A 23702-nucleotide genomic window follows, 5' to 3' on the forward strand; every position below is an offset into this window, starting at 1 on the left:
AGAGCGCTCTCTCCCGTCCCCGCAGAGAGGCACGTCATGACAACTGCCCCGGCGGCACCCGCCGCCCCGCCTGCGCGACGCCGGCTGCCGCTGGCGTTGACCCTGCTCACCGCCGTCGCCACCGTCGTGGCCGGACTCGGCACGACTGCGGACGCCGCCGTGCCGCCGCCCCCGTCGGGCTGGAACCTGGTGTGGAGCGACGACTTCACCGGCGCCGCCGGCACCCTCCCGTCCGCCGGCAACTGGATCATCGACACCGGCACCAGCTACCCGGGTGGCCCACCCAACTGGGGCACCGGCGAGATCCAGACGTACACGAACAGCACCGCCAACGTCAGCCACGACGGCGCTGGCAACCTGCGGATCACCCCGCTGCGCGACAGCGCCGGCCGCTGGACCTCGGCGCGCATCGAGACCGTCCGCAGCAACTTCAAGGCCCCGGCCGGCGGGATCCTGGCCATCGAGGGCCGCATCCAGATGCCCAACGTGACAGGCGCCGCCGCGTCGGGATACTGGCCGGCGTTCTGGGCGCTCGGTTCGCCCTACCGGGGCAACTACCAGAACTGGCCGGGCATCGGCGAGTTCGATGTGATGGAGAACGTCAACGGGCTCAACTCGGTCTGGGGCGTGCTGCACTGCGGCGTCGCGCCGGGCGGCCCGTGCGACGAGTTCAACGGCATCGGCGCCTCCCGGGCCTGCCCCGGCAGCACCTGCCAGTCGGCCTTCCACACCTACCGCTTCGAGTGGGACGCCTCGGTCAGCCCGCAGCAGCTGCGCTGGTACGTCGACGGGCAGCTCTACCACACGGTCAGCCAGAGCCGGGTCGGTGAGCCGTACTGGTCGCAGATGACCAGCCACGCCGGTTACTTCCTGCTGCTGAACGTGGCGATGGGCGGGGCCTTCCCGAACGGGGTCGCCGGCAGCGCCACGCCGACCTCGGCCACCGTGCCCGGCCGGCCGATGCTTGTCGACTACGTCGCGGTCTACAGCCGGGGTGGGGGCAGCAACCCGCCGCCCACCACGCCACCGCCGACCACCCCGCCGCCGGGCGGGATGCGGGACGCGTACGCGACCATCCAGGCCGAGTCCTTCAACGCCCAGAACGGCGTGATCGTCGAGGCGTGTTCCGAGGGCGGGCAGAACATCGGGGCACTGCGCAACGGCGACTGGGTCCGTTTCGACAACGTGGAGTTCGGCTCCGGCGGGCCGCGTGACTTCGTGGCCCGGGTCGCCTCCGGCGCGGGGGCCGGCGTCAGTGGTCTGGTGGAGGTCCGGGTGGACAGCCCGACCAGCGCACCCATCGGCAGCTTCGCCATCGCCAACACCGGTGGCTGGCAGAGCTGGCGGTCGGTGCCGGGCAACGTCTCCGGAGTGACCGGGCGACGGACCGTCTACCTCACCTTCACCAGCGGGCAGCCCAACGACTTCGTGAACGTCAACTGGTTCCACTTCCGCCGCTGAGGCGTGACGACACGGCCCCCTGGCATCGCCTCCGGCCGACAGGGGGCCGTGTCGATTCACCCGGGGCCGGCCCTGGACAGAAACAGTTAACAGTCTTAATAATAGGCGCCAGGTTGACGTCCATGGATTTCGTCCGGGCTGGAGGGGCACATGAAACGGTCCAGAACGCTGGTGCTGGCGGTGATCGGCGCGCTGGCCGCCGCGATCGGGGCGGTCGGGTTGGCGCCGGCCGCGTACGCCGCCGGAGTCACCGCGAGCTTCGTCAAGACGTCCGACTGGGGCTCGGGCTGGGAGGGGAAGTACACCATCACCAACGGGGGCGGCACCACGGTCAACGGCTGGAGTCTCGCCTTCGACCTGCCCGCCGGTACCACGGTCGGCACCTACTGGGACGCGCTGCTGACCTCCAGCGGCCAGCGGTACACCTTCACCAACCGCTCCTGGAACGGCACCATCGCACCCGGTGCCTCGGTCTCCTTCGGCTTCCTCGGCAGCGGTTCCGGCGTACCGGCGAACTGCCAGCTCAACGGCGCGGCCTGCGCCGGCGGCACCACGCCGACCACGCCGCCGCCGACCACGCCGCCACCCACCACGCCGCCACCGACGACCCCGCCGCCGCCGGTCGGCGGGCTGCCGAAACACATCCTGACCGGCTACTGGCACAACTTCGACAACCCGGCCATCGAGCTGCGGCTGCGTGACGTACCCACCGAGTACGACCTGGTGGCGGTCGCCTTCGCCGACGCGACCGGCACGCCCGGCGCGGTCGGCTTCGCCATCGACCCCGGCCTGTCCGCCGCGCTCGGCGGGTACACCGACGCCGACTTCGCCGCCGACGTGCGGACCCTCCAGAGTCGCGGCAAGAAGGTGATCATCTCGGTGGGTGGCGAGACCGGCCGGGTCGTGGTCGACAGCTCGGCGTCCGCGGCGGCCTTCGCCGACAGCGTGTACGCCCTGATCCAGCGTTACGGCTTCGACGGCGTCGACATCGACCTGGAGAACGGGTTGAACCCGACGTACATGGCGCAGGCGCTGCGGTCACTGCGGGCGAAGGTGGGCAGCGGGCTGATCATCGCGATGGCGCCGCAGACCATCGACATGCAGAACCCGGCGGGCAGCTACTTCAAGCTGGCGTTGGACATCAAGGACATCCTGACCGTGGTGAACACCCAGTTCTACAACTCCGGGGCGATGCTCGGCTGCGACAACAACGCCGCGTACGCCCAGGGGACGGTCAACTTCATCGTCGCGCTGGCCTGTATCCAGTTGGAGGCGGGGCTGCGGCCAGACCAGGTCGGGCTCGGCCTGCCGGCCGGTCCCGGCGCGGCCGGTGGCGGCATCGTCCAACCCAGTGTGGTCAACGCCGCGTTGGACTGCCTGACCCGGGGCACCAACTGCGGCAGCTTCCGCCCGCCGCGCACCTACCCCGGCCTGCGTGGCGCGATGACCTGGTCCATCAACTGGGACATCACCAACAACAACACCTTCGCCCGCACCGTCTCCCCCCACCTCCGCACCCTCCCCTGACGCTCAAGATCCGGGCAACTTCCCTGATGCTGCTGTCTCAGGCTCGGCTGAGGCAGCACCATCCCCGAAGTTGCCCGGATCTTGGGTTCGAAGCAGGGGTGCGGCGGGCTGGTCAGGGGGTGTGGGTGGGGGTGCGGCGGCGGAGTTTCTTGATCACCCAGGTGGCGACCATGAGGATGATCAAGGCGAGGATCCCGTAGTCGAACCAGGAGCTGTAGCGGTCGATCTGCTGCCAGCGGGAGCCGAGCGCGTAGCCGAGACCGATGAAGATCCCGTTCCAGATACCGCTGCCCAGCGTGGTGAGCGTGACGAACTCGACAAGCGGCATCCGGTTCGCCCCGGCCGGCACCGACACCAGGCTGCGCACCACTGGCGCCATCCGGCCGAAGAACACCGCCCAGCGGCCGTACCGCTCGAACCACCGGTCGGCCTTTTCCAGGTCGTCCATGTCGACCAGGGGTAACCGGTCGAGCCACCGTTTGAGGCGGTCCTCGCCGACCACCGCGCCGACCCAGTAGAGGAACAGCGCGCCGAGCACTGAGCCGACCGTGGCCGCGACGGTCACCAAGACCACGTTGAACCGACCCTCGCCAGCCAGGTACCCGGCCATCGCCAGGACGATCTCGCTGGGAATGGGCGGGATGATGCTCTCCAGGGCCACCAGCAGGGCCACCCCCACCTCCCCGCCCGCCTCGATCACCCCGGCGATCCAGCCGGTCAGCCCGCCGACCTGAGCGGGGTCGACGTCCTGGGCGAGCGCCATGATGAAGCCTTTCGCGGGTCGGGCGTAAAGGGGACCCTTACCCCCCGAAACCGCCCCGCACACCGGGCCCGGACAGGTCACTCCTGCGGGTGCAGCTCCTCGTCGGCCGGGCCGTGGCGCCATCCGGTGAACCGCACGAGCAGCCCGCCCCGGCTGGGCGAGCAGCAGTACGGACCGGCCGACGCCACCGCGTCGGGAGCCAACGGGGCGAGCCGGACCAGCCGCCACGGCTCACCGGCGACCCGGGCGCGTACGGTCAGCGCGTCACCGGCGCGGCTGACGCGTACGCTCACCTCCCGACCCGCCCAGTCCGGAACCGGTGCCACGGACCAGTCGGAGACGTCGCGGGTCACCACCGCGCCCACCTGGGGCTGGCCGTCGCTGACCTCCACGCCGGCCTTCACCCAGTTCCGGTCGTCCACCCGGACCAGCACGCCGGCCTGGTCGAACTGCCCGGTCCAGGCCAGCCGGAAATCAACCTCCACGGCGGTACCGGCCGGGAACGGCGCGAGCAGGGCCGGGGCATCGTCGTGCACGAAGCCGTAACTGGTGTGTCGCCACAGGTCGCTGCCCCGGCCCGGTTCGACGCTCAGCGTGCCGTCCGGTTCCTCGGTCACCCGGACCGGTCGGCCGTGCCAGTCGCCGCCCGACCATTCGATGCTCCGCATCCCGGCACCGTACCGAGTCGGGTTTGCCGACGTCCCGACTGGGAGAAGGTACCGGGGCATGTCTGACAGGTGGTATTCGGAGGCGGTCGTCTACTGCCTCGACATCGACACGTACGCGGACTCCGACGGTGACGGGGTCGGTGACATCCGGGGTCTGATCGGCCGGCTGGACTACCTCGCCCGGCTCGGGGTGACCTGCCTCTGGCTGCACCCCATCCATCCGTCGCCCAACGACGACGACGGCTACGACGTGACCGACTTCTACAACGTCGACCCACGGTTCGGCACCCTGGGCGACTTCGCCGAGCTGCTGCACCAGGCCAGCAACCGGGGGATCCGGGTGATCATCGACCTGGTGGTGAACCACACCTCCGACCAGCACCCGTGGTTCCAGTCCGCACGCTCCTCGCCGGACTCGCCGTACCGCGACTGGTACGTCTGGTCGGAGCAGGAGCCGACCGACCGGTACCAGGGCATGGTCTTCCCCGGCGAACAGCATGAGACCTGGACCCACGACCGGACCGCGAAGGCCTGGTACTACCACCGCTTCTACAAGTTCCAGCCGGACCTCAACACCAGGAACCCGGCGGTACGCGCCGAGATCAAGAAGATCATGTCGTTCTGGATCCAACTCGGCGTCGCCGGATTCCGGATGGACGCGGTGCCGTTCATCATCGAACGCACTGAGCCCGGAGACCCGAACCCGGAACTGGACTTCGAATTCCTCACCGAGCTGCGCCAGCACGTGCAGTGGCGGCGCGGCGACGCGGTCCTGCTGGCCGAGGCGAACGTCGAGCCCGACCACCTTCCCGCATTCTTCGGTGACAGCGGCGGCTCGGCGAACCGGGTCCACATGCTCTTCGACTTCATGCTCAACGGCCGGCTGATGCTGGCTCTGGCCCGGCAGGACCCGGAACCGGTGATCGAGGCGCTGCGGGACACCCCGGCGCTGCCCGAGGGCGGGCAGTGGGCGACGTTCCTGCGCAACCACGACGAGATCGACCTGTCCCGGCTCACCGCCGAACAGCGCAACGAGGTGTACGCGCAGTTCGGCCCCGAGGAACACATGCGCATCTACGACCGGGGCATCCGTCGCCGGTTGGCACCGATGCTCGGCAACGACCGCCGGCGCATCGAGTTGGCGTACTCCCTTCAGTTCGCCCTGCGCGGCACGCCGGTGCTGCGCTACGGCGAGGAGATCGGCATGGGAGAGGATCTGTCGCTGGACGGGCGGGAAGCGATCCGTACCCCGATGCAGTGGTCGAACCAGCCCAACGCCGGCTTCTCCACAGCGGAGCCGGAGAAGCTCGTCCGCCCGGTCATCGACAAGGGTGAGTTCGGGTACGAGAAGGTCAACGTCACCCTCCAGCGGCGGGATCGCACCTCGCTGCTGGCCTGGTTCGAGCGGATGATCCGTACGCTGCGGGAGGCACCGGAGATCGGCTCCGGCTCCACCACGCACATCGACGTGCCGATGCCGCCGGGGGTGCTGGCGCACCGGGCCGACGGGCCGACGGGGACGATGGTCTTCCTGCACAACCTCGGCACCGCCGACGCCGAGGTGGATCTCAGCCAGCTTCAGCCCGAGGCGGACCTGCCCATCGACGTGCTTGCCGACCGCAACTACGACGACGTCGGCAAGCTCGACAAACTGCAACTTTCCGGGCACGGCTACCGCTGGATTCGGCTCTGTCGATCCTGGTCGCACTGAGCGGCAGGCCGGGCCGACCCGTCGGGGGCCGGTGACCTCCGGGCCGGCGTGCCCGGTCCGGAGGTCGGGATCGACGGGGGTCAAGCCGCCCCGGCGTGGGTTAGGCTCCTGCCGTCGAGCCAAGTTACCGGGAGGTAGGCATGTCGGAGGGGCAGCGGGTCGCGATCGTGACCGGGGCGGCACGGGGAATCGGCGCGGCCACCGCCAGGCGGTTGGCCGCCGACGGACTGGCCGTGGCGGTGGTCGACATCGAGGAGTCGGCGACCAAGGAGACCGTGGACGCGATCGTGGCGGCCGGCGGCCGGGCACTCGGCGTCGGTGCGGACGTGGCGGACCGGGCCCAGGTGGAGGCCGCCGTGGAACGGGTGGCCGCCGAGCTGGGTGCGCCGACCGTACTGGTCAACAACGCCGGCGTGCTCCGCGACAACCTGCTGTTCAAGATGACCGACGCCGACTGGGACACCGTCCTCGGCGTACACCTGCGCGGGGCGTTCCTGTTCAGCCAGGCCACGCAGAAGCACATGGTCGAGGCGCGCTGGGGCCGCATCGTCAACCTCTCCAGCACGTCCGCGTTGGGCAACCGGGGTCAGGCCAACTACTCGGCGGCCAAGGCCGGCCTGCAGGGCTTCACCAAGACCCTCGCCATCGAGCTGGGCCCGTTCGGGGTGACCGCCAACGCGGTCGCGCCCGGATTCATCGTCACCGACATGACCGCGGCCACCGCCGCCCGGATGAAGGTGGACTTCGAGGCGATGCAGAAGCACGCCGAGGCGGAGATCCCGGTCCGCCGGGTGGGCCGGCCCGACGACGTGGCGCACACCATCTCGTTCCTGACCAGCGAGGGAGCGTCCTTCGTGTCCGGCCAGGTCATCTACGTCGCCGGCGGACCCCGGGACTGAACGGCCTCGTCAACCGGCCCCTTCCTGGACACCGAGTGTCAGGAAGGGGCCGGTGCCGTCCGGCTGCGGGTGTGCCGGAGCCAGACGAGGCCGAGGATCGGCAGCACCAGGGGAATGTAGCCGTAGCCGCTGCCGAAACCGGACCAGACCGTCTCGTCGGGGAAGAGGTGCGGGCGGGCCAGACTGAAGGCGCCGACCCCGACGACGCCGACCAGTTCCAGCGCGCAGCAGGCCAGGGCGATCCGACGGCCCGCGTGACCGGCCCGCGCCAGACCGGCCGCGGCCACGATGTAGACCACCGCGGCGAGCGCGGAGAGCAGGTACGCCAGCGGCGCCTCGTCGAACCTGGTGACGATCTGGAGGGTGGCGCGGCTGCTGGCGGCGATGGCGAAGAGCAGGTACACAGCGATCAACAACCGGCCCGGGCCGGAGTTGGTCCGGGGTCGGGCGGGGCTCGGTTCAGCCACCGAGCACCTGCCAGGTCTGCTGGAGCCGGACCACCACCACCGGCGTCACCAGGCACACCGCGCACACGATCGCCGACCCCCAGCGGGTCGGTTCCATCCGGGCCAGCACCGCCGCCAGCGGCGGCAGGCAGACCAGCGTGACCAGGTAGCCGAAGAACGAGCCGGGTTCGCCAGGTCGCTCGCCGCCGGCCAGCGCCACGGCGGTCACCAGCACCAGCCCGAGCAGCAGCAGCTCCAGCACGGCCAGCCCGATCAACTGCATCCGGTCCGGCGGCCGGTGGCGCAACGCGGCCACCAGCGCCCAGACGGCGACCAGCAGCGACAGCACGATGGCGGCGACGGCCAACGCCCCGTCGGCCGGAGATCCGGTGGTGGTCGCGGCGGTGGTCACCTGGGTCGTCCGGTGCTCGTTCCGATCACCGGCCCACTCTACTAACCCCCGTAGTAAGAGCGACCGCCGAGAGGGCCGGCCAGACACCCGCCCATCCTGGTCGGCCGGCCGAGCCCTCACCGTCGCCTGCCCGGCCTGCGGCAGCGCCGCGCCGGTCGGGCCGTGGCACGGCGGGGACGCCGGGCACGGGGGACCGCGGGGGACTAGCGTGATCAGTGTCGCGGGTCAGCTGTGGCCAGGCGAATACAGCGGAGGTACGGGGATGCGGTTCGGGTTGTTCGGCACCGGGCACTGGGCGGCGGAGACGCACGCGGCGGCACTGGAGGCGCACCCGAGGGCGGAGCTGGTCGGCGTGTGGGGGCGTAACCCCGACAAGGCCGCTGCGCTGGCCACCCGCTACGGGGTACCGGCCTTCGAGGAGGTCGACTCGCTGATCGAGGCGTGCGACGCGGTGGCCGTCGCGCTGCCGCCCGACGTCCAGGCGGACATCGCCGTCCGGGCCGCCAACGCCGGTCGGCACCTGCTGCTGGACAAGCCGCTCGCGTTGAGCGTCGCCGACGCCGACCGCGTGGTCGAGGCGGCCACCGGGACGGGTGTGGCGTCTGTGGTCTTCTTCACCGGCCGATACCAACCGGACGTCGCCGGCTTCATCGCCGCGACCGCCGCAGCCGGAGGCTGGCACACCGCAAACGTGATCCGGTTCGCCTCGATCTTCCAGCCCGGCAGCCCGTACGGGCAGTCGCCGTGGCGTCGGGAGCACGGCGCGCTGTGGGACATCGGCCCACACGCGTTGGCCGTCCTGCTGCCGGTGCTCGGCCGGGTGACCCGGGTGGCCGCCACCGACGGTCCCGGTGGCCTGGTGCACCTGCTGCTCAGCCACGCCGACGGTGCCACCAGCACGGTCTCGTTGACCCTTGACGCACCACCCCGCTCGGTCGCCGCGGAGTTCGTCTTCTACGGCGAGAGCGGCATCGAGCGGCTCCCCAACGGTGGCGCGAGCTCGGCGACGGCGTTCGGGGTGGCGATCGATCAGTTGCTGGCCGAGGTCGACGCCGGCACCCGTGACCATCGCTGCGACGTGCGTTTCGGCCGCGAGGTGGTGGCGGTCCTCGCCGCCGCCGAGACCGCCCGTGCGCAGGGCACCGTGATCGACGTGCCGGCCTGAGCGTGGGCCGGAAATCGGTCGCCACCGGCCGGGAGGGTCGGTAGGGTCGCCGACATGTGCGTGCACGCCCTGATCAACGCGGTCGCCACGTCGGCCGCGTTCGGGCCGCTGCTGGTGGCCCGCCCGCGCGTCCGGCGTCCGGCCCTGGCCGGCGCGACCCGCGACTGACGCCTCTCCCGCGTACGTCTCCGGCACCGTCTTGCATCGCGGTGCCGTTCTCCCGCGCCATCTCACCAGGGCCGTCCGAGTCCCGATCGCTCGGACAGGCCCCGTCGACGGTCGCCTGTCCGCTCTCGTCGCCACCCGGCGACAGACAAGGACGACGCCATGGCGCCCCGCCGTACCCGCACGACCGGACGCGACCGGTCCCGTCGCGTACTCTCCCAGAATTTCCTCGCCGATCCGGCCGCCGTCGCGCGGTTCGTCGACGCCGCCCGCCCCGACCCGCACGGTCTGGTGCTGGAGGTGGGTGCCGGGCGGGGTCAGCTGACCCGCCCGCTGGCCATGCGCTGCGGCCGACTGACGGCGTACGAGGTGGATCCCGTCGCCGGAACGGAACTGGCCCGGGTCTGCGCAACTTTGCCGAACGTCACCTGTCGCCAGGCGGACTTCCTCGCCGTCGCGGCACCCGTGGAGGAGTTCGCCGTGGTCGGCAACATCCCGTGGTCGCTGACCGCAGCCGTGGTGCGGTGGTGCCTGGCCGCCCCGATGCTGTGCACGGCCACCCTGCTCACCCAGCTGGAATACGCCCGGCGGCGGGCCGGTGACTACGGCCGATGGAGCCGGCTGACGGTGCTGAGCTGGCCGGAGTGCGACTGGCGGTTCGCCGGGCGGGTGCCGCGGACCGCGTTCCGCCCGGTGCCCCGGGTCGACGCGGGCATCCTGCGCATCGCGCGCCGGACGCAGCCGTTGCTGCCGCCGCGGGCGCTGCCGGCGTACCGGCGGATGGTCGAGCTGGGGTTCGGCGGGGTCGGCGGCTCGCTCGCGGCCTCGCTGGCCCGCGAGTATCCGCGGGCCCGGCTGACGGCGGCGTTGCGCGCCAGCCGGCTCGACCCGGACCTCCCGGTCGGGCAGGTCTGGCCGGAGCAGTGGCTGGTGCTGTACCGCCTGCTGCACGCCCGCTGAGCCGTCAGGGCAGTGTGCCCAGCGCCTCGGTCAACTCGGTGGGCGAGCTGAACTGGTCCACCGGGAGCGCACGTACGGCCTGCAACTGCTCGGTGCTCGCGCCGTTCTCCTGGCACCAGCGGATCAGGTCCTCGCGGGAGACGGGATAGTCCAGCCCGGCGAGGTATTCGTGCAGGGCGGCACCGCTGTCGGTCATGCTGTCCGATCTACCCGCGCAGGTGCCCCGGCACACCCCCGGCGGGCCGCTGCGTTTGCCCGTCGGGGTGCCGGGTAGCCGCAGGCATGCTGGTACAGCGGCTCGGTGCGCCGAGCGACCTCGATCCGTTGCTGGAGCGTGTCCGGGACACGCGGGTGGTGATGATCGGGGAGGCGACGCACGGCAGCTACGACTACTACCGCATCCGGGAGCAGTTGACCCGGCGGCTGGTCGCCGAGTGCGGCTTCTCCTTCGTGGCTGTCGAGGGTGACTGGCCGGACTGCGACCGGGTGCACCGTTCGGTGACCGGCGCCCCCGGCGGGGTGGCCGAGCCGCAGACCGCGCTGGAGGGCTTCGAGCGGTGGCCGACGTGGATGTGGGCAAATGCCGAGGTGGCCCGCTTCTGCCGGTGGCTGCGCGCCTGGAACATGGAGCGGGCCGAGGGGGCCCGGGTCGGCTTCCACGGTCTCGACGTCTACAGCCTCTGGGAGTCGATGCAGGCGATCTTCGACTACCTCGGCGAGGAGGAGCCGGCGTCGTTGGAGGCCGCCCAGGACGCGTACCGCTGCTTCGAGCCGTACGGCAAGCGGGTCGAGGAGTACGGCGCGGCGAGCCGGTTCGTCTCCGCCCGGTGCGAGCAGGAGGTGATCCGGCTGCTGGCCCGTACCCGCGAACACGCCGCCACCGACGGGCCGGGTGCCTTCTCGGCCTGGCAGAACGCGGAGGTGGTGGCCGGCGCGGAGCGCTACTACCGGGAGATGGTGGCCGGTGGGCCCGGGTCGTGGAACGTCCGGGACATCCACATGACCGACACCCTGGACCGGTTGCTCGACCGCTACGGGCCGGGTGCCCGGGGCGTCGTGTGGGCGCACAACACGCACGTCGGTGACGCGCGGGCGACCGACATGGCTGCCGACGGGATGGTGAACATCGGCCAGTTGGCGCGGGAACGCCACGGCGCGGACCAGGTGGCGTTGATCGGCTTCGGCAGTTGGCGGGGCACGGTGATCGCCGCGCCGCGCTGGGGCTCGCCTTCGGAGGCGATGGTGGTGCCGCCGGCCCGACCCGGTTCGCTGGAGCACCGGTTGCACGAGTTGATGCCCGAGCGCGCGGTGCTGGTCTTCGGCGGTCCGGACCAGCCGGGCTGGGTCACCGACACGCTCGACCACCGGGCGATCGGGGTGGTGTACGACCCGTCGTTCGAGTCGTGGGGCAACTACGTGCCGACCCGGCTCGGGGAACGCTACGACGCCTTCATCTGGTGCGACGAGACCACTGCGCTGCATCCGTTGCCCGCGCTGGCCGCTCCGGGCGAGATGGAGACCTACCCGGCGGGTGTCTGAGCCGGTGCCGACCCGGCCCTCCACCGGACGTTCGGTGAAGGGCCGGGTCGCCGTGCTGGTCAGGCGTCGGCGCCGACCTTGTCGTCGAGCTTGGCGCGCAGCTTCTCGCCCTCGATGTCGACGTTCGGCAGCGCCCGGTCCAGCCAGCGGGGCAGCCACCAGGCCACCTTGCCGAGCAGTGACATCACCGCCGGGACGATGGTCATCCGGACCACGAAGGCGTCGATGGCCACACCGATGGCGAGCGCGAAGCCCATCGACTTGATCACCGGGTCGTCGAGGAAGATGAAGCCGCCGAAGACCGAGGTCATGATCAGGGCGGCGGCGGTGACCACGCGTGCCCCGTGCCCCATCCCGTTGATGGTGGCCTGCTGGGCGGTGTCACCGTGGACGAAGTCCTCCCGCATCCGGGAGACCAGGAACACCTCGTAGTCCATGGCCAGGCCGAACAGGATGCCGATCAGCAGGATCGGCAGGAAGCTGATCAGCGGGCCGGGAGTGTCCAGGCCGACCAGGTCGGCGAGGTGCCCCTGCTGGAAGACCGCGACCGTGATGCCGAAGGTGGCGGCGACGGTGAGCAGGAAACCCAGCGCCGCCTTGACCGGCACCAGCACCGAGCGGAACACCAGCATCAGCAGCAGGATCGACAGGCCGACCACCAGCGCCAGATAGATCGGCAACGCGTCGGAGAGTTTCTCCGAGATGTCGATGCCGATCGCCGTGACACCGGTGAGCAGTACGTCGGCGCCCTGGATACCGCCGACGGCGGTGCGGATGTCGTGCACCATCGTCTCGGTGGCCGGGTCGGTCGGGCCGGTCTGCGGGATCACCCCGAGCAGCGCGGTCCGGCCGTCCGGGCTGAGCTGCGGCGGTGCCACGGCGAGCACGTTGTCGGTGCGCTGGACCAGCGCGGTGACCTGCGGAACGGCTGCGGCGGTGGCGGCGGCGTCGTCGCCGGCGACAACCACTGCGAGACGGCCGGTGAAGCCCGGGCCGAAGCCCTCCGTGATCAGGTCGTTGGAGACCCTGGCGGCGGAGCCGACCGGAGCGGTACCGGCGTCGGGCAGCGCCAGGCGCATGTCCGGTGCGGGCAGCGCGAGCAGCCCCAGGCCGAGCAGGCCGACGAGGATCACCGGGATCCGGAGCCGGGTGACCAGTCGGGCCCAACGGAAGCCGAACGCAGACGTGTCCTCGCTGCCGTTGGTGGCGGTTTCCGGTGCCGCGCGGTGGGTGGTCACGTCGCTGCGGCGGGCGGCGTCGTCCGGGAGGTCGTCGGCGGTCAGGGCCACCGGCACCGACGAGCGCAACCGGCGGGGCAGCACCCGGCGTCCGGCGAAACCGAGCAGCGCCGGTTGCAGGGTGATCGCCACCAGCACCGCGACGGTGACCGTGCCGGCGGCGGCCAGACCCATCACGGTCAGGAACGGGATGTTCACCACCGCGAGACCGGCCAGGGCGATGACGACAGTGGCCCCGGCGAAGGTCACCGCCGAGCCGGCCGTGCCGACCGCCCGGCCGATCGCCTCGTCCGCCGGCATGCCGTCGAGCAGGTTCTGTCGGTACCGCGAGGTGATGAAGAGCGAGTAGTCGATGCCGACGGCCAGGCCGAGCATCAACGCGAGGATGGGTGCGGTGCTGGTCAGTTCGACCACGCTGCTGAGTGCGAAGAGGCCGGCCATGCCGACGCCGACGCCGATCAGCGCGTTGAGCATCGTCATGCCCGCGGCCACCAGGGAGCCGAAGGTGACCACCAGGACCACGAGGGCCACCGCGACGCCGATCGCCTCGGTGGAGCCGACCTCGGGCTCGGTGTTGAGCACCTCACCGCCGGGTGCCACCTGCCAACCCTGGGCCTCGACCTGGGTACCGAGTTCCTCGTACGCCTCGCGCTGTTCATCGGTGATCTGGTCGGCGCCGTCGTTGAACTGCACCTGGATCAGCGCGTACTGGCCGTCGGGTGAGACCGAGCCGACCTGGAACGGGTCGATGGCGGCGAGCACACCCGGGACCGTCGTGGCCTCCTCGGTGATCGACCGGATCGCTGCCTGGCCCTCGGGTGTGCCGAGCTGCCCCGGGGCCGGTGCCTTGACCGCGATGGTGCCGGTGGCGCCGGCCGCCGCCGGGAACTGCTCGTCGAGCAGGTCGAGCGCGCGTTGCGACTCGGTTCCGGGCATGGTGAAGTTGCTGGCCGTCGGGCCGCGCAGGGTCGCTGCTGCCAGGCCGAGCCCGACGAGTACGACGAGCCAGATCGCGGCGACGAGTCGCCGCCGACGCATCGATCCCCGGCCTAGCCGGTAGAGCAGGGTCGCCATGAGGTCCTTTCCCTCGGTCGTGGATGGTGGGACGGGTCAGTGGACGGGCGGCTCAAGCGCCCGCCGCAGCAGGGCCAGCAGCGCGTCGCCCAGTTCCTGGTCGGGCACGTCGGCGAACTCGCCGCAGGTCTCGGCGATGCCGGCGAGCAGCACCAGCGCGGTGATCCGGGCGGAGGCCCGCGCGGACTGCCCGGCGAGCGCATCGATGAGCCGTTCGGAGATCTGCTGGATGTGGGCGAAGACGGGCTGTTGCAGCAGCTCCGGGAATTCGCCCCGGAGCAGGGCGATCTCACTGCGGAACCGGACCGCGAGATCGACGAAGCCCTCGGCGGCGACCCGCTGGGCGGCGGCCGGCCCGGGCTGGGCGGCGATCCGGTCGTCGAGCGACCGCAGTACCTCGATCGCGGGCGCCATCAGCGCGGTGAGGATCGCCTCCTTGTTGGCGAAGTGGTACAGCACCGCCGCCTTGGAACAGCCCACCTCGGTGGCGATGTCCTGCAACGAGGTGCCTCGGTAGCCGGTGGCGGCGAAACGTCTCGCCGCGGCTGCCAGGATCTCGCCGTGGGTCTGCGGGGTGGTGCGGGCCATGACTCTCAGCATGCCTGACCGATCGGTCAGAGGCTGACCGATCGGTCAGATCAGTGGCGTTCCCCACAGCCAGCGGTGCCGAATTGGCTCTCCGGATGGGCGTCCCGCCGGGCCGAGAATCCGATCGTGACCGACTCGACGGCGGCCCGGGCGGTCGCGCTTCGTGCCCTGCACCGCCCCGGCGACCCGCTGGTGCTCCCCAACGCCTGGGACGCCGGCTCGGCCCGGGCGGTCGTCGACGCCGGCTTTCCGGCGGTGGCCACCGGCAGCGCCGCCGTCGCCGAGTCGCTCGGGTACGCCGACGGCGAGCGCATCCCGCCGGGGGAGATGTTCGCGGCCGTGACCCGGATCGCCCGCACGGTCGCCGTGCCGGTCACCGCCGACCTGGAGCGGGGCTACGGTCTGCGCCCGGCCGAACTGGTCTCCCGGCTGCTCGACAGCGGGGCGGTCGGGCTCAACCTGGAAGACTCGGATCCGCGTACCGGCGTCCTGGTCGACGCCGAGGAACAGGCCGACCTGCTGGCCGGCGTGCGGGCGGCGGCGGACGACGCCGGGGTCGCGGTGGTCGTGAACGCCCGGGTGGACGTCTTCCTACGGCCCGGCGGCGCACCGGCCGAACGGCTCACCGAGGCGATCCGCCGGGCGCGCCGCTACCTGGCCGCCGGGGCGGACTGCGTCTACCCGATCCTGCTGGCCGACCGGACGCAACTGCCGGATTTCGTGCAGGCCGTGGCGGCACCGGTAAACGTACTGGCCCGACCCGCTGCGCCGGAGCAATCGGAACTGGCCGCCCTGGGGGTGGCCCGGATCAGCTACGGCTCCGGCCTGTACGCGGCGACCCGCGCCCACATCACCCGCCTGCTCGCCGCCGTCGCCGCCGGAGATCCCCTCGCCTGAGCGGTGGCTGGCCCGTCGGGCGGTCGCCCGCAGGTAGGTTCCGCTGACGCTGGCGAGCTGACGGCGTGGACGGATCCGGCGCGCCGTTCCGGTTGACCGCCGGGCGTCCGGCCGGGATGGTGATCGGATGAGCGGGGCTGACGACAACCGGGACGGGGTCGCGCTGACCAATCTCGACCAGCAGTTGTTCGACGGGTCGGGAGAGCGCAAGCGTGACCTGGTCGACTATCTCGACGCGGTGGCGGACCGGCTCGTCCCGCAGTTGCGTGGCCGTCCGCTGTCGGTGGTCCGGGTGCGCCCGGGACAGCCGCCGTTCATGCAGAAGAACCTGCCCCGCTACACCCCGGACTGGGTGCGTCGGGTGTCGATCTGGGCCGAGGCGTCCCGCCGGGAGATCGCGTACGCGCTCTGCGACGACCGCCGTACTTTGCTCTGGTTCGCCAACCAGCGGGCCGTCGAGTACCACCCCACCCTGGCCGTGGCCGACGACCTGAGCCGTCCCACCCACCTGGTGCTGGACCTCGATCCGCCGGAGACCGGTGGGTTCGGGGCCGCGGTGGCGGCCGCGCTGCTGGTCCGGCAGGCGCTCGCCGACGCCGGACTGGCGGGTGCGGTGAAGACCAGCGGTGCCAAGGGGGTGCACGTCTTCGTCCCGGTCGAACCCGGTCCCGACGCCGAGGAATTGGCCGCGGCCACCCGGGCTCTCGCGGCTCGGGCGGAGCGCCTGGATCCGGCGCTGGCGACCACCGCGTTCATCCGCGAGGACCGGGGTGGCAAGGTCTTCGTCGATCCCACCCGCACCGGCGGCGCGACCGTCGTGTCGGTGTACAGCCCCCGGCTGCGTCCCGGCGTGCCGGTCTCCTTCCCGGTGCCCTGGCCGGACCTGGAGTCCGTCACCGCTGCGGACTTCACCGTCCGGACGGTCCCGGCGCTGGTGGCGCAGCGGGACCCGTGGAGCGAGTTGATGCCGGCACCCCAGCGGCTCCCCGGCGAGCTGATCGAGGAGGGCCGGGCCATCCCCGTGCCGAGGGTGCAGGCCATGCACGAGGGGCGCCGCCGGGCCCGTGCCCGACGCGCCGCCACCGACTGAGGACCGCGACAACGGGCCGCGCGGGGCCGGACCGTGGTGACGGTCCGGCCCCGCAGCGGGTCGGGCTTCAGATCATCCAGCGGTGGCGCTGCACGAAGGGCAGGCGGGCCCAGAGCCGGCCCAGACCCCAGGTGTGCCCGGCGTACGCAGCGGCCAGGGCGACCAGGACCACGGCGTAGATCAGGTGGTAGTCGACCACCGGGTTGGTGGAGCCGGTCGGGTCGCCACCGGCGGTGAACCTGGCCAGCGGGAACTCGGCCAGCCACATCAGCGCCATCATCAGAGTGCCCGAGGCGGCCGCCACCCGCAGGCCGACGCCGGCGATCAGGACGAGGCCGATCGCGGCCAGGCCGACCATGAAGAGGGCGTTCGCCCACCACGTTCCGGCGATCGAATGGGCCACCGACTGCAACGGTCCCACCTCGACGTTGGCGAGGAAGCCCTTGGTCGGCGATCCGCCGTTGATCCAGGCTCGCTCGGCCGGGGTGGCGTAGCCGAGGCCGAAGGTCTTGTCGAGGAAGGCCCAGATGAAGACGAGGCCGGTGGAGATCCGCAGCACGGCAAGGGCCCGGGCGGCGGTCGTGGTCAGCATGGCGCCGGGCAGTTCGGCGTGTTCGAGCGGGCGCTCGATCGATCGGTGGGTGCCGTGGTGGATGGTCATCGTTGCCTCCGTGGTCAGCTTCTTACGTGACCACTCTCGCCCCGGTGCGGGTCGGCGCGCGCGGGCCGGAACACCCGAAGCCGGTGGGACCAAGGTCCCGACCTCGGCAGGCCCCTCGGCGCACGGACCGGGCGCCGTGCTCCCGGTCGGGAACACGGCGCCCAACGGCCCCGGGGGCTACGGCACCAGTGCCTCTGCCGCCGGGATCCAGGTGGCCTGGTCCTGGACGTCGGCCAGCGTCACCGACTCCGCGATCCTGGTCGTCTCCGCCACCGAGAGGTGCTCGGAGCTGACCTGCACCTGCACCTTGCCGTCGGGACTCCAGACGTTGCAGAACGTCGAGTCGTTCTGCTGGCATCGCGTTCGACCGGCTTCGGCCTGCTGGTTGGAGTTGGTGCTCGGCGTGACGAAGACGGTGAAGCTACCCGGGATGTTCCCTCCGTCGGATCCCCAGGGGGCGGCCAGCCCCGTCGTGGCCAGGGCCGGCTTCGTGTAGACCGCGCCGCCGTAGTTGCCGTCGCGTGCCGAGGCGACGCCGTTGACGCCGGAGGTGGCTCGGGTGCCGAGTTCCACCGGGGCGTAGCCGGAGGGCACGTGGCCCACCGTGAACGGCAGCGTGGCCGCCTCGGGCGTGCTTGGCTTCATGGCGGTGGCCAGCGCCGACAGCTCTGCGAAGGTGGGGGCGGCCTCGTGCGTGTACGCGGTGACGACCGCCCACGCGTCGTCGGCGTACTCCCAGGCAAGCTGTCGGCCGGCCGGGCTGGTGAAGGTCCACTGGACCGCGTCCCGCCCGGCCACTGTGCTGCTGGTGCCGCCCTCGGTGCCGGACGGGTCGAACGCACCCGGCCGGTAGAGCGTCAGGTAGGCGGAAACATGCTTGTCGGACGGGCCCGCAGCGGTCTTCCGCTGCTCCGAGTACCGCTTTTCTTCCTGGTCGGTGACGGCCCGGTCGTTGGTGACCATGCCATCGACGTACACCCGCGCTATCTGGTAGGCCGTGGACGCCACGATCGGATCCTGTACGCGTAGCTTGCCGGCGTCGAATGCCGTGAAGGTGAAGCTGAACGGCGCGGCGTCCGGCCACTCGGCCAACGCGTGCGGAGCGGCGTTGCTCTCGCCGGTCCCGGCTGCCACCTCGCTCGTCTGTCCCGTGGTGACCAGCGGCAGCGCGGACACGCCGGCCACCACGACAGCGACCAGCCCGGCCGCGCCGGCCGATGCGAATCCGGCCCGGCGTCGACGCTCGGCCTTCCGTCCGGCCCTGATGATGTCTTCGGTGCTGTGCGACAGCGGCGGCTCGTCCGCCGTCACCACGTCCACGACCTCACGCAACTGCACTTTCCCATTCCTCCATCCGATCCCCGGTGAGTCTGATCCGATCTGTCGCCAGCAGTTCCCGTAGCTTGGCGAGCCCGCGCGAGGTCTGGCTCTTCGCGGTACCGACGTTGCAGCCCAGGACAGCGGCGGTGTCCTCCAAGGACAGTCCCAGGTAGTGACGCAGGATCACGGCCGCCCGTTGGCGGGCCGGCACCGCGTCCAGCGCCGCCTTTATCCGCAACCGCTCGTCGGTGACGCCGTTCTGGTCCCGCATCGCCACGTCCGGCATGGCATCGCTGGACGAGCGTTCCCGACGCCAGGGTCTCCGCTGCTCGTCGATGGCGGCCCGGTAGACCATGGTCTTGACGTACAGGTCCGGTCGGTCCAGCTTCCGCCAACGCGGATAGAGCTTGACCAGCGCGTTGGCGACGGCATCCTCGGCCATGTGCCAATCCCCGCAGGTCACGTAGGCCAGCTTGCGCAGTGCTCCCATCTGGGCGTTGACGAATTCTCGGAACGCTTGCTCGTCTGCGGCTTTCAACCGGCCGTCTCCCCTCTGACGAAGGTAGAACGGTGCCCGCGACCCGAGAAGTTGCACGACGCTGCCTGCGACCGCCGGGTGAGGTTTGGGGCTCGTCGGGGAGGAAAGCCGGAACGCTCCTACGGTGTCGGCGTCCGCCGCCGTGGGGTTCGGGGATCGGGCCGGGAGGAAGCCGGCAGGGTCGGACGGGGCTCGGGCCGGGAGGAAGCCGGCAGGGTCGGACGGTACCGGCGTCCGCCGCCGTGGGGTCTGGGGCTCGGGCCCCAGGAGAAATGGCGAGCGCCCCAGGTCCGCGCTTCTCAGCGGACATGGAGCGCCAAAGCTCGTGCCCCCGGCAGGATTCGAACCTGCGCCCCCGCCTCCGGAGGGCGGTGCTCTATCCCCTGAGCTACGGGGGCTCAGCGACTGGAGAAGACTAGCAAACGCCCCACCCGATCGCCGAATCGGTATCGGCGCGTCAGGCGGCCAGCGCGCGTCCGCAGCTGGGCAGCGGGTGCGGCACGATGCGCCGGGGGAGCCGGCGCGGCCACTCGTTGCGGGCCCACGAGCCGTCGACGATCAGGTGCACGGTCCGCCGCTCGGCACCACTGAGTCGGTGCACGAACTCCCGGGGGAGCGGCGGGTCGACCGACGGGGTGGTGACCATGAACCGGACCCGCCCCCGTGAGGAGACCGCCGAGATGACGTCGGCCGCCGGCATGGTGCCCCGCAGCCGGACCCGACCCACCCAGTACACCTCGGCCAGGTGTTCCTGAGCCGCCCGGGTGATCGCCGGGTACTCGCTGCGTACCCACCGCTCGACCGCCCCGACGCAGAGCCCGCAGGCCCGCTCGCGGGGCTCGCGCGGCCCCAACCCCCAGGCCCGCAGGTACGCCCCGACCACTCCCACGTCCAGCGTCAGACCGAACTGCTGCTGGATGAGGGCGTGCAGACTCTGGCGGGTCCACAGCTCCTCGTCCAGGCCGAACGCGTCGGGGTGGACGCCCCGAAGGGTGTCGATCAGTTCCAGCTCCTGTTCGCGGCTGAGTGTTCCCGGCTCACCCTGCCGCTGTCCGCGACGGACGGCTGCCACCGCTCCGTCACCGCCGATGGTGTGGCGTCGGCACCAGCTGGTGACCGAACGCCGCGCGTCTCTGAGTGCAACCCCCACGTCCGGACAACGAGTGCACTTCGCTCCAAGTAACCCCTAGAGGGAAAATCGGTCTTATGGCCCCAAGGTGGGGCGGAGAAGACGATCCCGGTGGCACTCGGCTGCCTACGCGTCGCCGCCCCGCTCGAACAGTCGAGCGGGGCGGCGAGGGTCGGTTCGGGTACGAGCGGATCAACCGCCGGCAGGCTGCATCCGGCGCAGCTCGTTGATCTCTTTCTGCTGCGCCTGCTTCGACGCCTCGGCCAACCGGACCACCTCGGGCCGGTCCGAGACCTTGAGCACTCCGTCGGCCATGTGCACGCCGCCAAGGTGGTGATCGATCATCAGCTTGATGAAGAGTCGGTCGACCTCGACGCCCTGGGCCTCGTGCAGCTGGGTGATCTCCTCGCGGGTCGCCATGCCGGGCATCAGCCCGTCCGGGCCTACCGGCACGGCGTCGGGCATCCACTCCATCGCCGGTCGCGAGCCGGTGGGCAGCAACTCCCACTCCTGCAACCAGCGCTGCATGTGACCGATCTGAGCCTGCTGGGTCAGGGCCATGTCGTAGCCCATCTGCCGGATCGCCGGATTCTGTGCCTTGGCGTACGCGATCATGGCCATCTCCACCGCCTGGGCGTGGTGACGGGACATGTCCCGGGCGAAGCCGGCCTCGGCCGAGTCCTCACCCGGGGCCCGGTTTGACATCAGGGTCGCGGCCGTCCACCCGATGCCGAGCAGCAGCACCGCCGCCATGACCAGGGTCAGGTAGCGCAGCGTCCGGGACGGCCGGCGGAGTTCGGTGCCGTTGCGTTCCGTCGGAGGCGCCTCCTGGATCGCGCTGGGCATGTCAGCCACCCGTCGGCGGAGCCAACTCGCGCGGCTCGGTGCCGGTGCCGGTGGTGTAGTTGCCGGAGGAGCAGGGCACGCCCGGCTCGATCGAGGCGTTCTGTGCCAGCGTGGTGGCGAACTCCTTGATCCGCGGGTCGTCGGCGCTGTCGACCTTGAGCTGGTAGCCCCACGCCTGGAGCGACACGGCGGAGTCCAGCCCCTCGTACGGGCTCATCAGCATGAAGTCGTTGCCCCGGATCACGCTGGCCAGCTTCTCGACGTCGGCCGCGGGCAGGTCCGGGCGGTAGGTGAGCCAGACCGCGCCGTGCTCCATGCTGTGTACCGCGTGCTCGGCCGCGATCGGCGCGTCGTAGACATCGCCGAGGCAGCGCTGCCAGGCGTTGTTGTGCGCGCCACCGACCGGCGGGGTGTACTTGTATTCGATCTTGCCGGACTGGTGCGACTCGTAGGTGAGGCTGTCCGGGTCGCTCTCGCGGTAGTTGATGATGCCCGCGATGTCGGCGGCCTTGTCCTCCCAGGACTGGCTGCCCTTAAAGGTCGCCCAGGCCCCGAACCCGATGATCGACGTGGCGAGCACGCCGACGGCGACGAAGAGCGCGATCGGCCCCCACGACCGGCCCTGGCTCACCTTCACCGGGGTGATCGGCTTACGCGGCCCCTTGCCGCCCCCCGCGCGCTGGGCCGATCCGGACTTGTTGGGGCCAGCCTTGGCTCCGGTCGCCTTGGCGCCGGCGGCCGGCCGTCCCGCCGCCGGCTTCTTGCCGGTGCTGACCACGGTCGGGCGGCGTTCCGGGCCGCCCGGGGTGCTGATACTCATCGTGCCTCGTCAGGTCGGTCGGTCAGGGGCTCTGGCGGGCCGGGTTCGGATGCTGGGTCGCCGCCGCGGGGACCGAGTCTACCCCCGATAACATGGTTCGGTGACTCCTGCAGAACTCGCCGAAGCCGTCCTCGCCGCCGCTCACGCCGTCTTCGCCGACCGAGAGCTGGACCGCTCCGCGCTGCCGGAGCACACCACGGTCGAGCGGCCGCGCAATCCCGAGCACGGCGACTACGCTGCCACCCTGGCGCTTCAGCTGAGTAAGAAGGTCGGGCTGCCGCCCCGGGAGCTGGCTGCCGCGCTGGCCGCCGAGCTGGCCAGTACGTCGGGGATCAAATCGGTCGAGATCGCCGGCCCGGGGTTCCTCAACATCCGGCTCGACGCCGCCGCCGCGGGACAGCTCGCCCGCTCGATCGTCGAGGCGGGTGAGGAGTACGGCCGAAGCGACCGACTCGCCGGCCTGAAGATCAACCTGGAGTTCGTCTCGGCCAACCCGACCGGTCCGGTGCACATCGGTGGCGTCCGCTGGGCGGCGGTCGGCGACGCGTTGAGCCGGCTGCTGCGGGCCACCGGCGCAGACGTCGGCACCGAGTACTACTTCAACGACGCCGGCTCGCAGATCGACCGCTTCGCCCGCTCGCTGCTCGCCGCCGCCCGGAACGAGCCGGCGCCGGAGGACGGCTACGGCGGGGCGTACCTCGCGGAGATCGCCGAGCAGGTGACCGCCCGGCGGCCCGACGTGCTGACCCTGGACGACGCCGCCGCCCAGGAGGTCTTCCGGGTCGAGGGCGTCGCGTTGATGTTCACGGAGATCAAGTCCTCGCTGCGGGACTTCGGGGTCGAGTTCGACACCTACTTCAACGAGAAGGACCTGCACGATCGCGGCGAGCTGGAGCACGCCCTGACCCGGCTTCGCGAGCAGGGCCACCTCTTCGACTCCGAGGGCGCCACCTGGCTGCGCACCACCGACTTCGGCGACGACAAGGACCGGGTACTGCGCAAGTCCAACGGTGAGTGGACCTACTTCGCCGCCGACTGCGCCTACTACCTCGACAAGCGCGAGCGTGGCTTCGACCGCGTCGTGATCATGCTCGGGGCGGACCACCACGGCTACGTCGGCCGGATGAAGGCGATGGCGGCCTGCTTCGGTGACGACCCCGAGCAGACGCTGGAGATCCTCATCGGCCAGCTGGTGAACCTGGTCCGCGACGGTGCGCCGGTACGGATGAGCAAGCGGGCCGGCACCGTGGTGACCCTTGAGGATCTGGTCGACGCGATCGGGGTGGACGCCTCCCGCTACGCGCTGGCCCGCTACTCCAGCGACTCGCCGATCGACATCGACATCGAGCTGTGGACCCGGGCCACCCGGGACAACCCCGTCTACTACGTGCAGTACGTGGCGGCCCGTACGGCCAGCGTCGGCCGCAACGCCGCCGAGGTCGGCCTCACCCGGGGCGACGCGGCGTCGTTCCGGCCCGAGCTGCTCGACCATGAGAAGGAGAACGAACTACTCAAGGCGCTGGCCGAGTTCCCCGCCGTCGTGGCCGCCGCCGCCGAGCTGCGCGAGCCGCACCGGGTGGCCCGCTTCCTGGAGGACCTGGCCGGGGCGTACCACAGGTTCTACGACAACTGCCGGATCCTGCCCCGGGGCGACGAGGCCGTCACCGACCTGCACCGGGCCCGGCTCTGGCTCAACGACGCGACCCGGGTGGTCATCGCCAACGGGCTGCGCCTGCTCGGCGTCTCGGCGCCGGAGCGGATGTAGTCGTGAGCGCGAGGAGTGAG

Annotated in this window: 23 protein-coding genes and 1 tRNA gene; 10 read left to right on the forward strand and 14 right to left on the reverse strand. The window is 71.3% G+C overall.

What is annotated here, in order from left to right:
- Positions 1-36: 36 nt before the first annotated feature.
- Together O7624_RS21065 and O7624_RS21070 are read left to right on the forward strand one after the other, a co-directional pair.
- Positions 37-1461, forward strand: coding sequence for a carbohydrate-binding protein (locus O7624_RS21065; protein WP_282236980.1), 1425 nt, complete (start codon positions 37-39; stop codon positions 1459-1461).
- A gap of 150 nt (positions 1462-1611) precedes the next feature.
- Positions 1612-2988 carry a cellulose binding domain-containing protein gene (locus O7624_RS21070; protein ID WP_282236981.1) on the forward strand — a complete coding sequence of 459 codons (1377 nt, stop codon included), beginning with the start codon at positions 1612-1614 and terminating at the stop codon, positions 2986-2988.
- Between the two features lie 112 nt (positions 2989-3100).
- Here the strand turns inward: O7624_RS21070 and O7624_RS21075 are convergent, their stop codons facing one another.
- Positions 3101-3751 carry a DedA family protein gene (locus O7624_RS21075; protein WP_282236982.1) on the reverse strand — a complete coding sequence of 217 codons (651 nt, stop codon included), beginning with the start codon at positions 3749-3751 and terminating at the stop codon, positions 3101-3103.
- Positions 3752-3828: 77 nt separating this feature from the next.
- Positions 3829-4419 (reverse strand): DUF1349 domain-containing protein, encoded by a 591-nt coding sequence (locus O7624_RS21080; RefSeq protein WP_282236983.1) that lies wholly within the window; start codon positions 4417-4419, stop codon positions 3829-3831.
- A gap of 58 nt (positions 4420-4477) precedes the next feature.
- Between O7624_RS21080 and O7624_RS21085 the strand changes: the two genes are divergently transcribed.
- The gene (locus O7624_RS21085) at positions 4478-6130 is read left to right on the forward strand and encodes an alpha-amylase family protein (RefSeq protein ID WP_282236984.1); all 1653 of its coding nucleotides are present in this window, start codon (positions 4478-4480) and stop codon (positions 6128-6130) included.
- 140 nt (positions 6131-6270) lie between these two features.
- Positions 6271-7029, forward strand: coding sequence for a 3-oxoacyl-ACP reductase FabG (fabG, locus tag O7624_RS21090; RefSeq protein ID WP_282236985.1), 759 nt, complete (start codon positions 6271-6273; stop codon positions 7027-7029).
- A gap of 38 nt (positions 7030-7067) precedes the next feature.
- Here fabG and O7624_RS21095 read toward each other — a convergent pair whose 3' ends face one another.
- A complete protein-coding gene (locus tag O7624_RS21095; RefSeq protein WP_282236986.1) occupies positions 7068-7496 on the reverse strand; it encodes a hypothetical protein in 429 nt (142 codons plus the stop codon).
- The gene (locus O7624_RS21100; RefSeq protein ID WP_093405343.1) at positions 7489-7887 is read right to left on the reverse strand and encodes a hypothetical protein; all 399 of its coding nucleotides are present in this window, start codon (positions 7885-7887) and stop codon (positions 7489-7491) included. Before O7624_RS21100 ends, O7624_RS21095 begins: the two co-directional genes overlap by 8 nt.
- A gap of 262 nt (positions 7888-8149) precedes the next feature.
- Between O7624_RS21100 and O7624_RS21105 the strand changes: the two genes are divergently transcribed.
- Both O7624_RS21105 and erm read left to right on the forward strand, forming a co-directional pair.
- Positions 8150-9052 carry a Gfo/Idh/MocA family oxidoreductase gene (locus tag O7624_RS21105; protein ID WP_282236987.1) on the forward strand — a complete coding sequence of 301 codons (903 nt, stop codon included), beginning with the start codon at positions 8150-8152 and terminating at the stop codon, positions 9050-9052.
- Positions 9053-9379: 327 nt separating this feature from the next.
- On the forward strand, positions 9380-10177 hold the full coding sequence (gene erm / locus O7624_RS21110) for an ErmE/ErmH/ErmO/ErmR family 23S rRNA (adenine(2058)-N(6))-methyltransferase (protein ID WP_282236988.1): 798 nt from the start codon (positions 9380-9382) through the stop codon (positions 10175-10177).
- Positions 10178-10181: 4 nt separating this feature from the next.
- On the opposite strand, the gene O7624_RS21115 is transcribed toward erm, so the two are convergent.
- Positions 10182-10373 carry a DUF2795 domain-containing protein gene (locus O7624_RS21115; protein WP_093405351.1) on the reverse strand — a complete coding sequence of 64 codons (192 nt, stop codon included), beginning with the start codon at positions 10371-10373 and terminating at the stop codon, positions 10182-10184.
- A gap of 86 nt (positions 10374-10459) precedes the next feature.
- Between O7624_RS21115 and O7624_RS21120 the strand changes: the two genes are divergently transcribed.
- Positions 10460-11716, forward strand: coding sequence for an erythromycin esterase family protein (locus O7624_RS21120; protein WP_282236989.1), 1257 nt, complete (start codon positions 10460-10462; stop codon positions 11714-11716).
- Between the two features lie 59 nt (positions 11717-11775).
- On the opposite strand, the gene O7624_RS21125 is transcribed toward O7624_RS21120, so the two are convergent.
- Positions 11776-14028: an MMPL family transporter gene (locus tag O7624_RS21125; RefSeq protein WP_282236990.1), complete on the reverse strand. Its 2253-nt coding sequence runs from the start codon at positions 14026-14028 to the stop codon at positions 11776-11778.
- A gap of 36 nt (positions 14029-14064) precedes the next feature.
- Positions 14065-14616, reverse strand: a complete 552-nt coding sequence (locus tag O7624_RS21130) for a TetR/AcrR family transcriptional regulator (RefSeq protein WP_282236991.1) — start codon at positions 14614-14616, stop codon at positions 14065-14067.
- A 126-nt stretch (positions 14617-14742) separates the two neighbouring features.
- Between O7624_RS21130 and O7624_RS21135 the strand changes: the two genes are divergently transcribed.
- Together O7624_RS21135 and O7624_RS21140 are read left to right on the forward strand one after the other, a co-directional pair.
- The gene (locus O7624_RS21135; protein ID WP_093405524.1) at positions 14743-15513 is read left to right on the forward strand and encodes an isocitrate lyase/phosphoenolpyruvate mutase family protein; all 771 of its coding nucleotides are present in this window, start codon (positions 14743-14745) and stop codon (positions 15511-15513) included.
- A 127-nt stretch (positions 15514-15640) separates the two neighbouring features.
- The gene (locus O7624_RS21140) at positions 15641-16603 is read left to right on the forward strand and encodes an ATP-dependent DNA ligase (RefSeq protein WP_282236992.1); all 963 of its coding nucleotides are present in this window, start codon (positions 15641-15643) and stop codon (positions 16601-16603) included.
- Positions 16604-16670: 67 nt separating this feature from the next.
- On the opposite strand, the gene O7624_RS21145 is transcribed toward O7624_RS21140, so the two are convergent.
- The 7 genes from O7624_RS21145 to O7624_RS21175 all read right to left on the reverse strand — a co-directional run bounded on the left by O7624_RS21145 (position 16671) and on the right by O7624_RS21175 (position 21917).
- Positions 16671-17264: a DoxX family membrane protein gene (locus O7624_RS21145; RefSeq protein WP_282236993.1), complete on the reverse strand. Its 594-nt coding sequence runs from the start codon at positions 17262-17264 to the stop codon at positions 16671-16673.
- A gap of 177 nt (positions 17265-17441) precedes the next feature.
- Complete coding sequence (locus O7624_RS21150) at positions 17442-18602, reverse strand: hypothetical protein (protein WP_282236994.1); 1161 nt, start codon at positions 18600-18602, stop codon at positions 17442-17444.
- Entirely contained in the window at positions 18589-19122 is a 534-nt protein-coding gene (locus O7624_RS21155) for a SigE family RNA polymerase sigma factor (RefSeq protein WP_282236995.1), read from the reverse strand. The genes O7624_RS21150 and O7624_RS21155 overlap by 14 nt, the downstream gene beginning before the upstream one ends.
- A gap of 326 nt (positions 19123-19448) precedes the next feature.
- Positions 19449-19520 (reverse strand) — tRNA-Arg (locus O7624_RS21160).
- A gap of 59 nt (positions 19521-19579) precedes the next feature.
- Positions 19580-20272, reverse strand: a complete 693-nt coding sequence (locus tag O7624_RS21165) for a winged helix-turn-helix domain-containing protein (protein ID WP_093405373.1) — start codon at positions 20270-20272, stop codon at positions 19580-19582.
- A gap of 171 nt (positions 20273-20443) precedes the next feature.
- Entirely contained in the window at positions 20444-21097 is a 654-nt protein-coding gene (locus O7624_RS21170; protein WP_282236996.1) for a DUF305 domain-containing protein, read from the reverse strand.
- A 1-nt stretch (position 21098) separates the two neighbouring features.
- Complete coding sequence (locus tag O7624_RS21175; protein ID WP_282236997.1) at positions 21099-21917, reverse strand: DUF3105 domain-containing protein; 819 nt, start codon at positions 21915-21917, stop codon at positions 21099-21101.
- A 100-nt stretch (positions 21918-22017) separates the two neighbouring features.
- On the opposite strand from O7624_RS21175, the gene argS reads away from it, so the two are divergent.
- Positions 22018-23682 (forward strand): arginine--tRNA ligase, encoded by a 1665-nt coding sequence (argS, locus tag O7624_RS21180; protein WP_282236998.1) that lies wholly within the window; start codon positions 22018-22020, stop codon positions 23680-23682.
- Positions 23683-23702 lie beyond the last annotated feature (20 nt).

This window comes from Verrucosispora sp. WMMD1129 (assembly GCF_029581255.1).
Lineage (GTDB): Bacteria > Actinomycetota > Actinomycetes > Mycobacteriales > Micromonosporaceae > Micromonospora > Micromonospora sediminimaris.

Bases quoted from the DNA above. Each gene is read 5' to 3' on its own strand.
- O7624_RS21065 (WP_282236980.1), top strand. From the start codon at position 37: ATGACAACTGCCCCGGCGGCACCCGCCGCCCCGCCTGCGCGACGCCGG.
- O7624_RS21070 (WP_282236981.1), top strand. From the start codon at position 1,612: ATGAAACGGTCCAGAACGCTGGTGCTGGCGGTGATCGGCGCGCTGGCC.
- O7624_RS21075 (WP_282236982.1), bottom strand. From the start codon at position 3,751: ATGGCGCTCGCCCAGGACGTCGACCCCGCTCAGGTCGGCGGGCTGACC.
- O7624_RS21080 (WP_282236983.1), bottom strand. From the start codon at position 4,419: ATGCGGAGCATCGAATGGTCGGGCGGCGACTGGCACGGCCGACCGGTC.
- O7624_RS21085 (WP_282236984.1), top strand. From the start codon at position 4,478: ATGTCTGACAGGTGGTATTCGGAGGCGGTCGTCTACTGCCTCGACATC.
- fabG (WP_282236985.1), top strand. From the start codon at position 6,271: ATGTCGGAGGGGCAGCGGGTCGCGATCGTGACCGGGGCGGCACGGGGA.
- O7624_RS21105 (WP_282236987.1), top strand. From the start codon at position 8,150: ATGCGGTTCGGGTTGTTCGGCACCGGGCACTGGGCGGCGGAGACGCAC.
- erm (WP_282236988.1), top strand. From the start codon at position 9,380: ATGGCGCCCCGCCGTACCCGCACGACCGGACGCGACCGGTCCCGTCGC.
- O7624_RS21115 (WP_093405351.1), bottom strand. From the start codon at position 10,373: ATGACCGACAGCGGTGCCGCCCTGCACGAATACCTCGCCGGGCTGGAC.
- O7624_RS21120 (WP_282236989.1), top strand. From the start codon at position 10,460: ATGCTGGTACAGCGGCTCGGTGCGCCGAGCGACCTCGATCCGTTGCTG.
- O7624_RS21125 (WP_282236990.1), bottom strand. From the start codon at position 14,028: ATGGCGACCCTGCTCTACCGGCTAGGCCGGGGATCGATGCGTCGGCGG.
- O7624_RS21130 (WP_282236991.1), bottom strand. From the start codon at position 14,616: ATGGCCCGCACCACCCCGCAGACCCACGGCGAGATCCTGGCAGCCGCG.
- O7624_RS21140 (WP_282236992.1), top strand. From the start codon at position 15,641: ATGAGCGGGGCTGACGACAACCGGGACGGGGTCGCGCTGACCAATCTC.
- O7624_RS21145 (WP_282236993.1), bottom strand. From the start codon at position 17,264: ATGACCATCCACCACGGCACCCACCGATCGATCGAGCGCCCGCTCGAA.
- O7624_RS21170 (WP_282236996.1), bottom strand. From the start codon at position 21,097: ATGCCCAGCGCGATCCAGGAGGCGCCTCCGACGGAACGCAACGGCACC.
- O7624_RS21175 (WP_282236997.1), bottom strand. From the start codon at position 21,917: ATGAGTATCAGCACCCCGGGCGGCCCGGAACGCCGCCCGACCGTGGTC.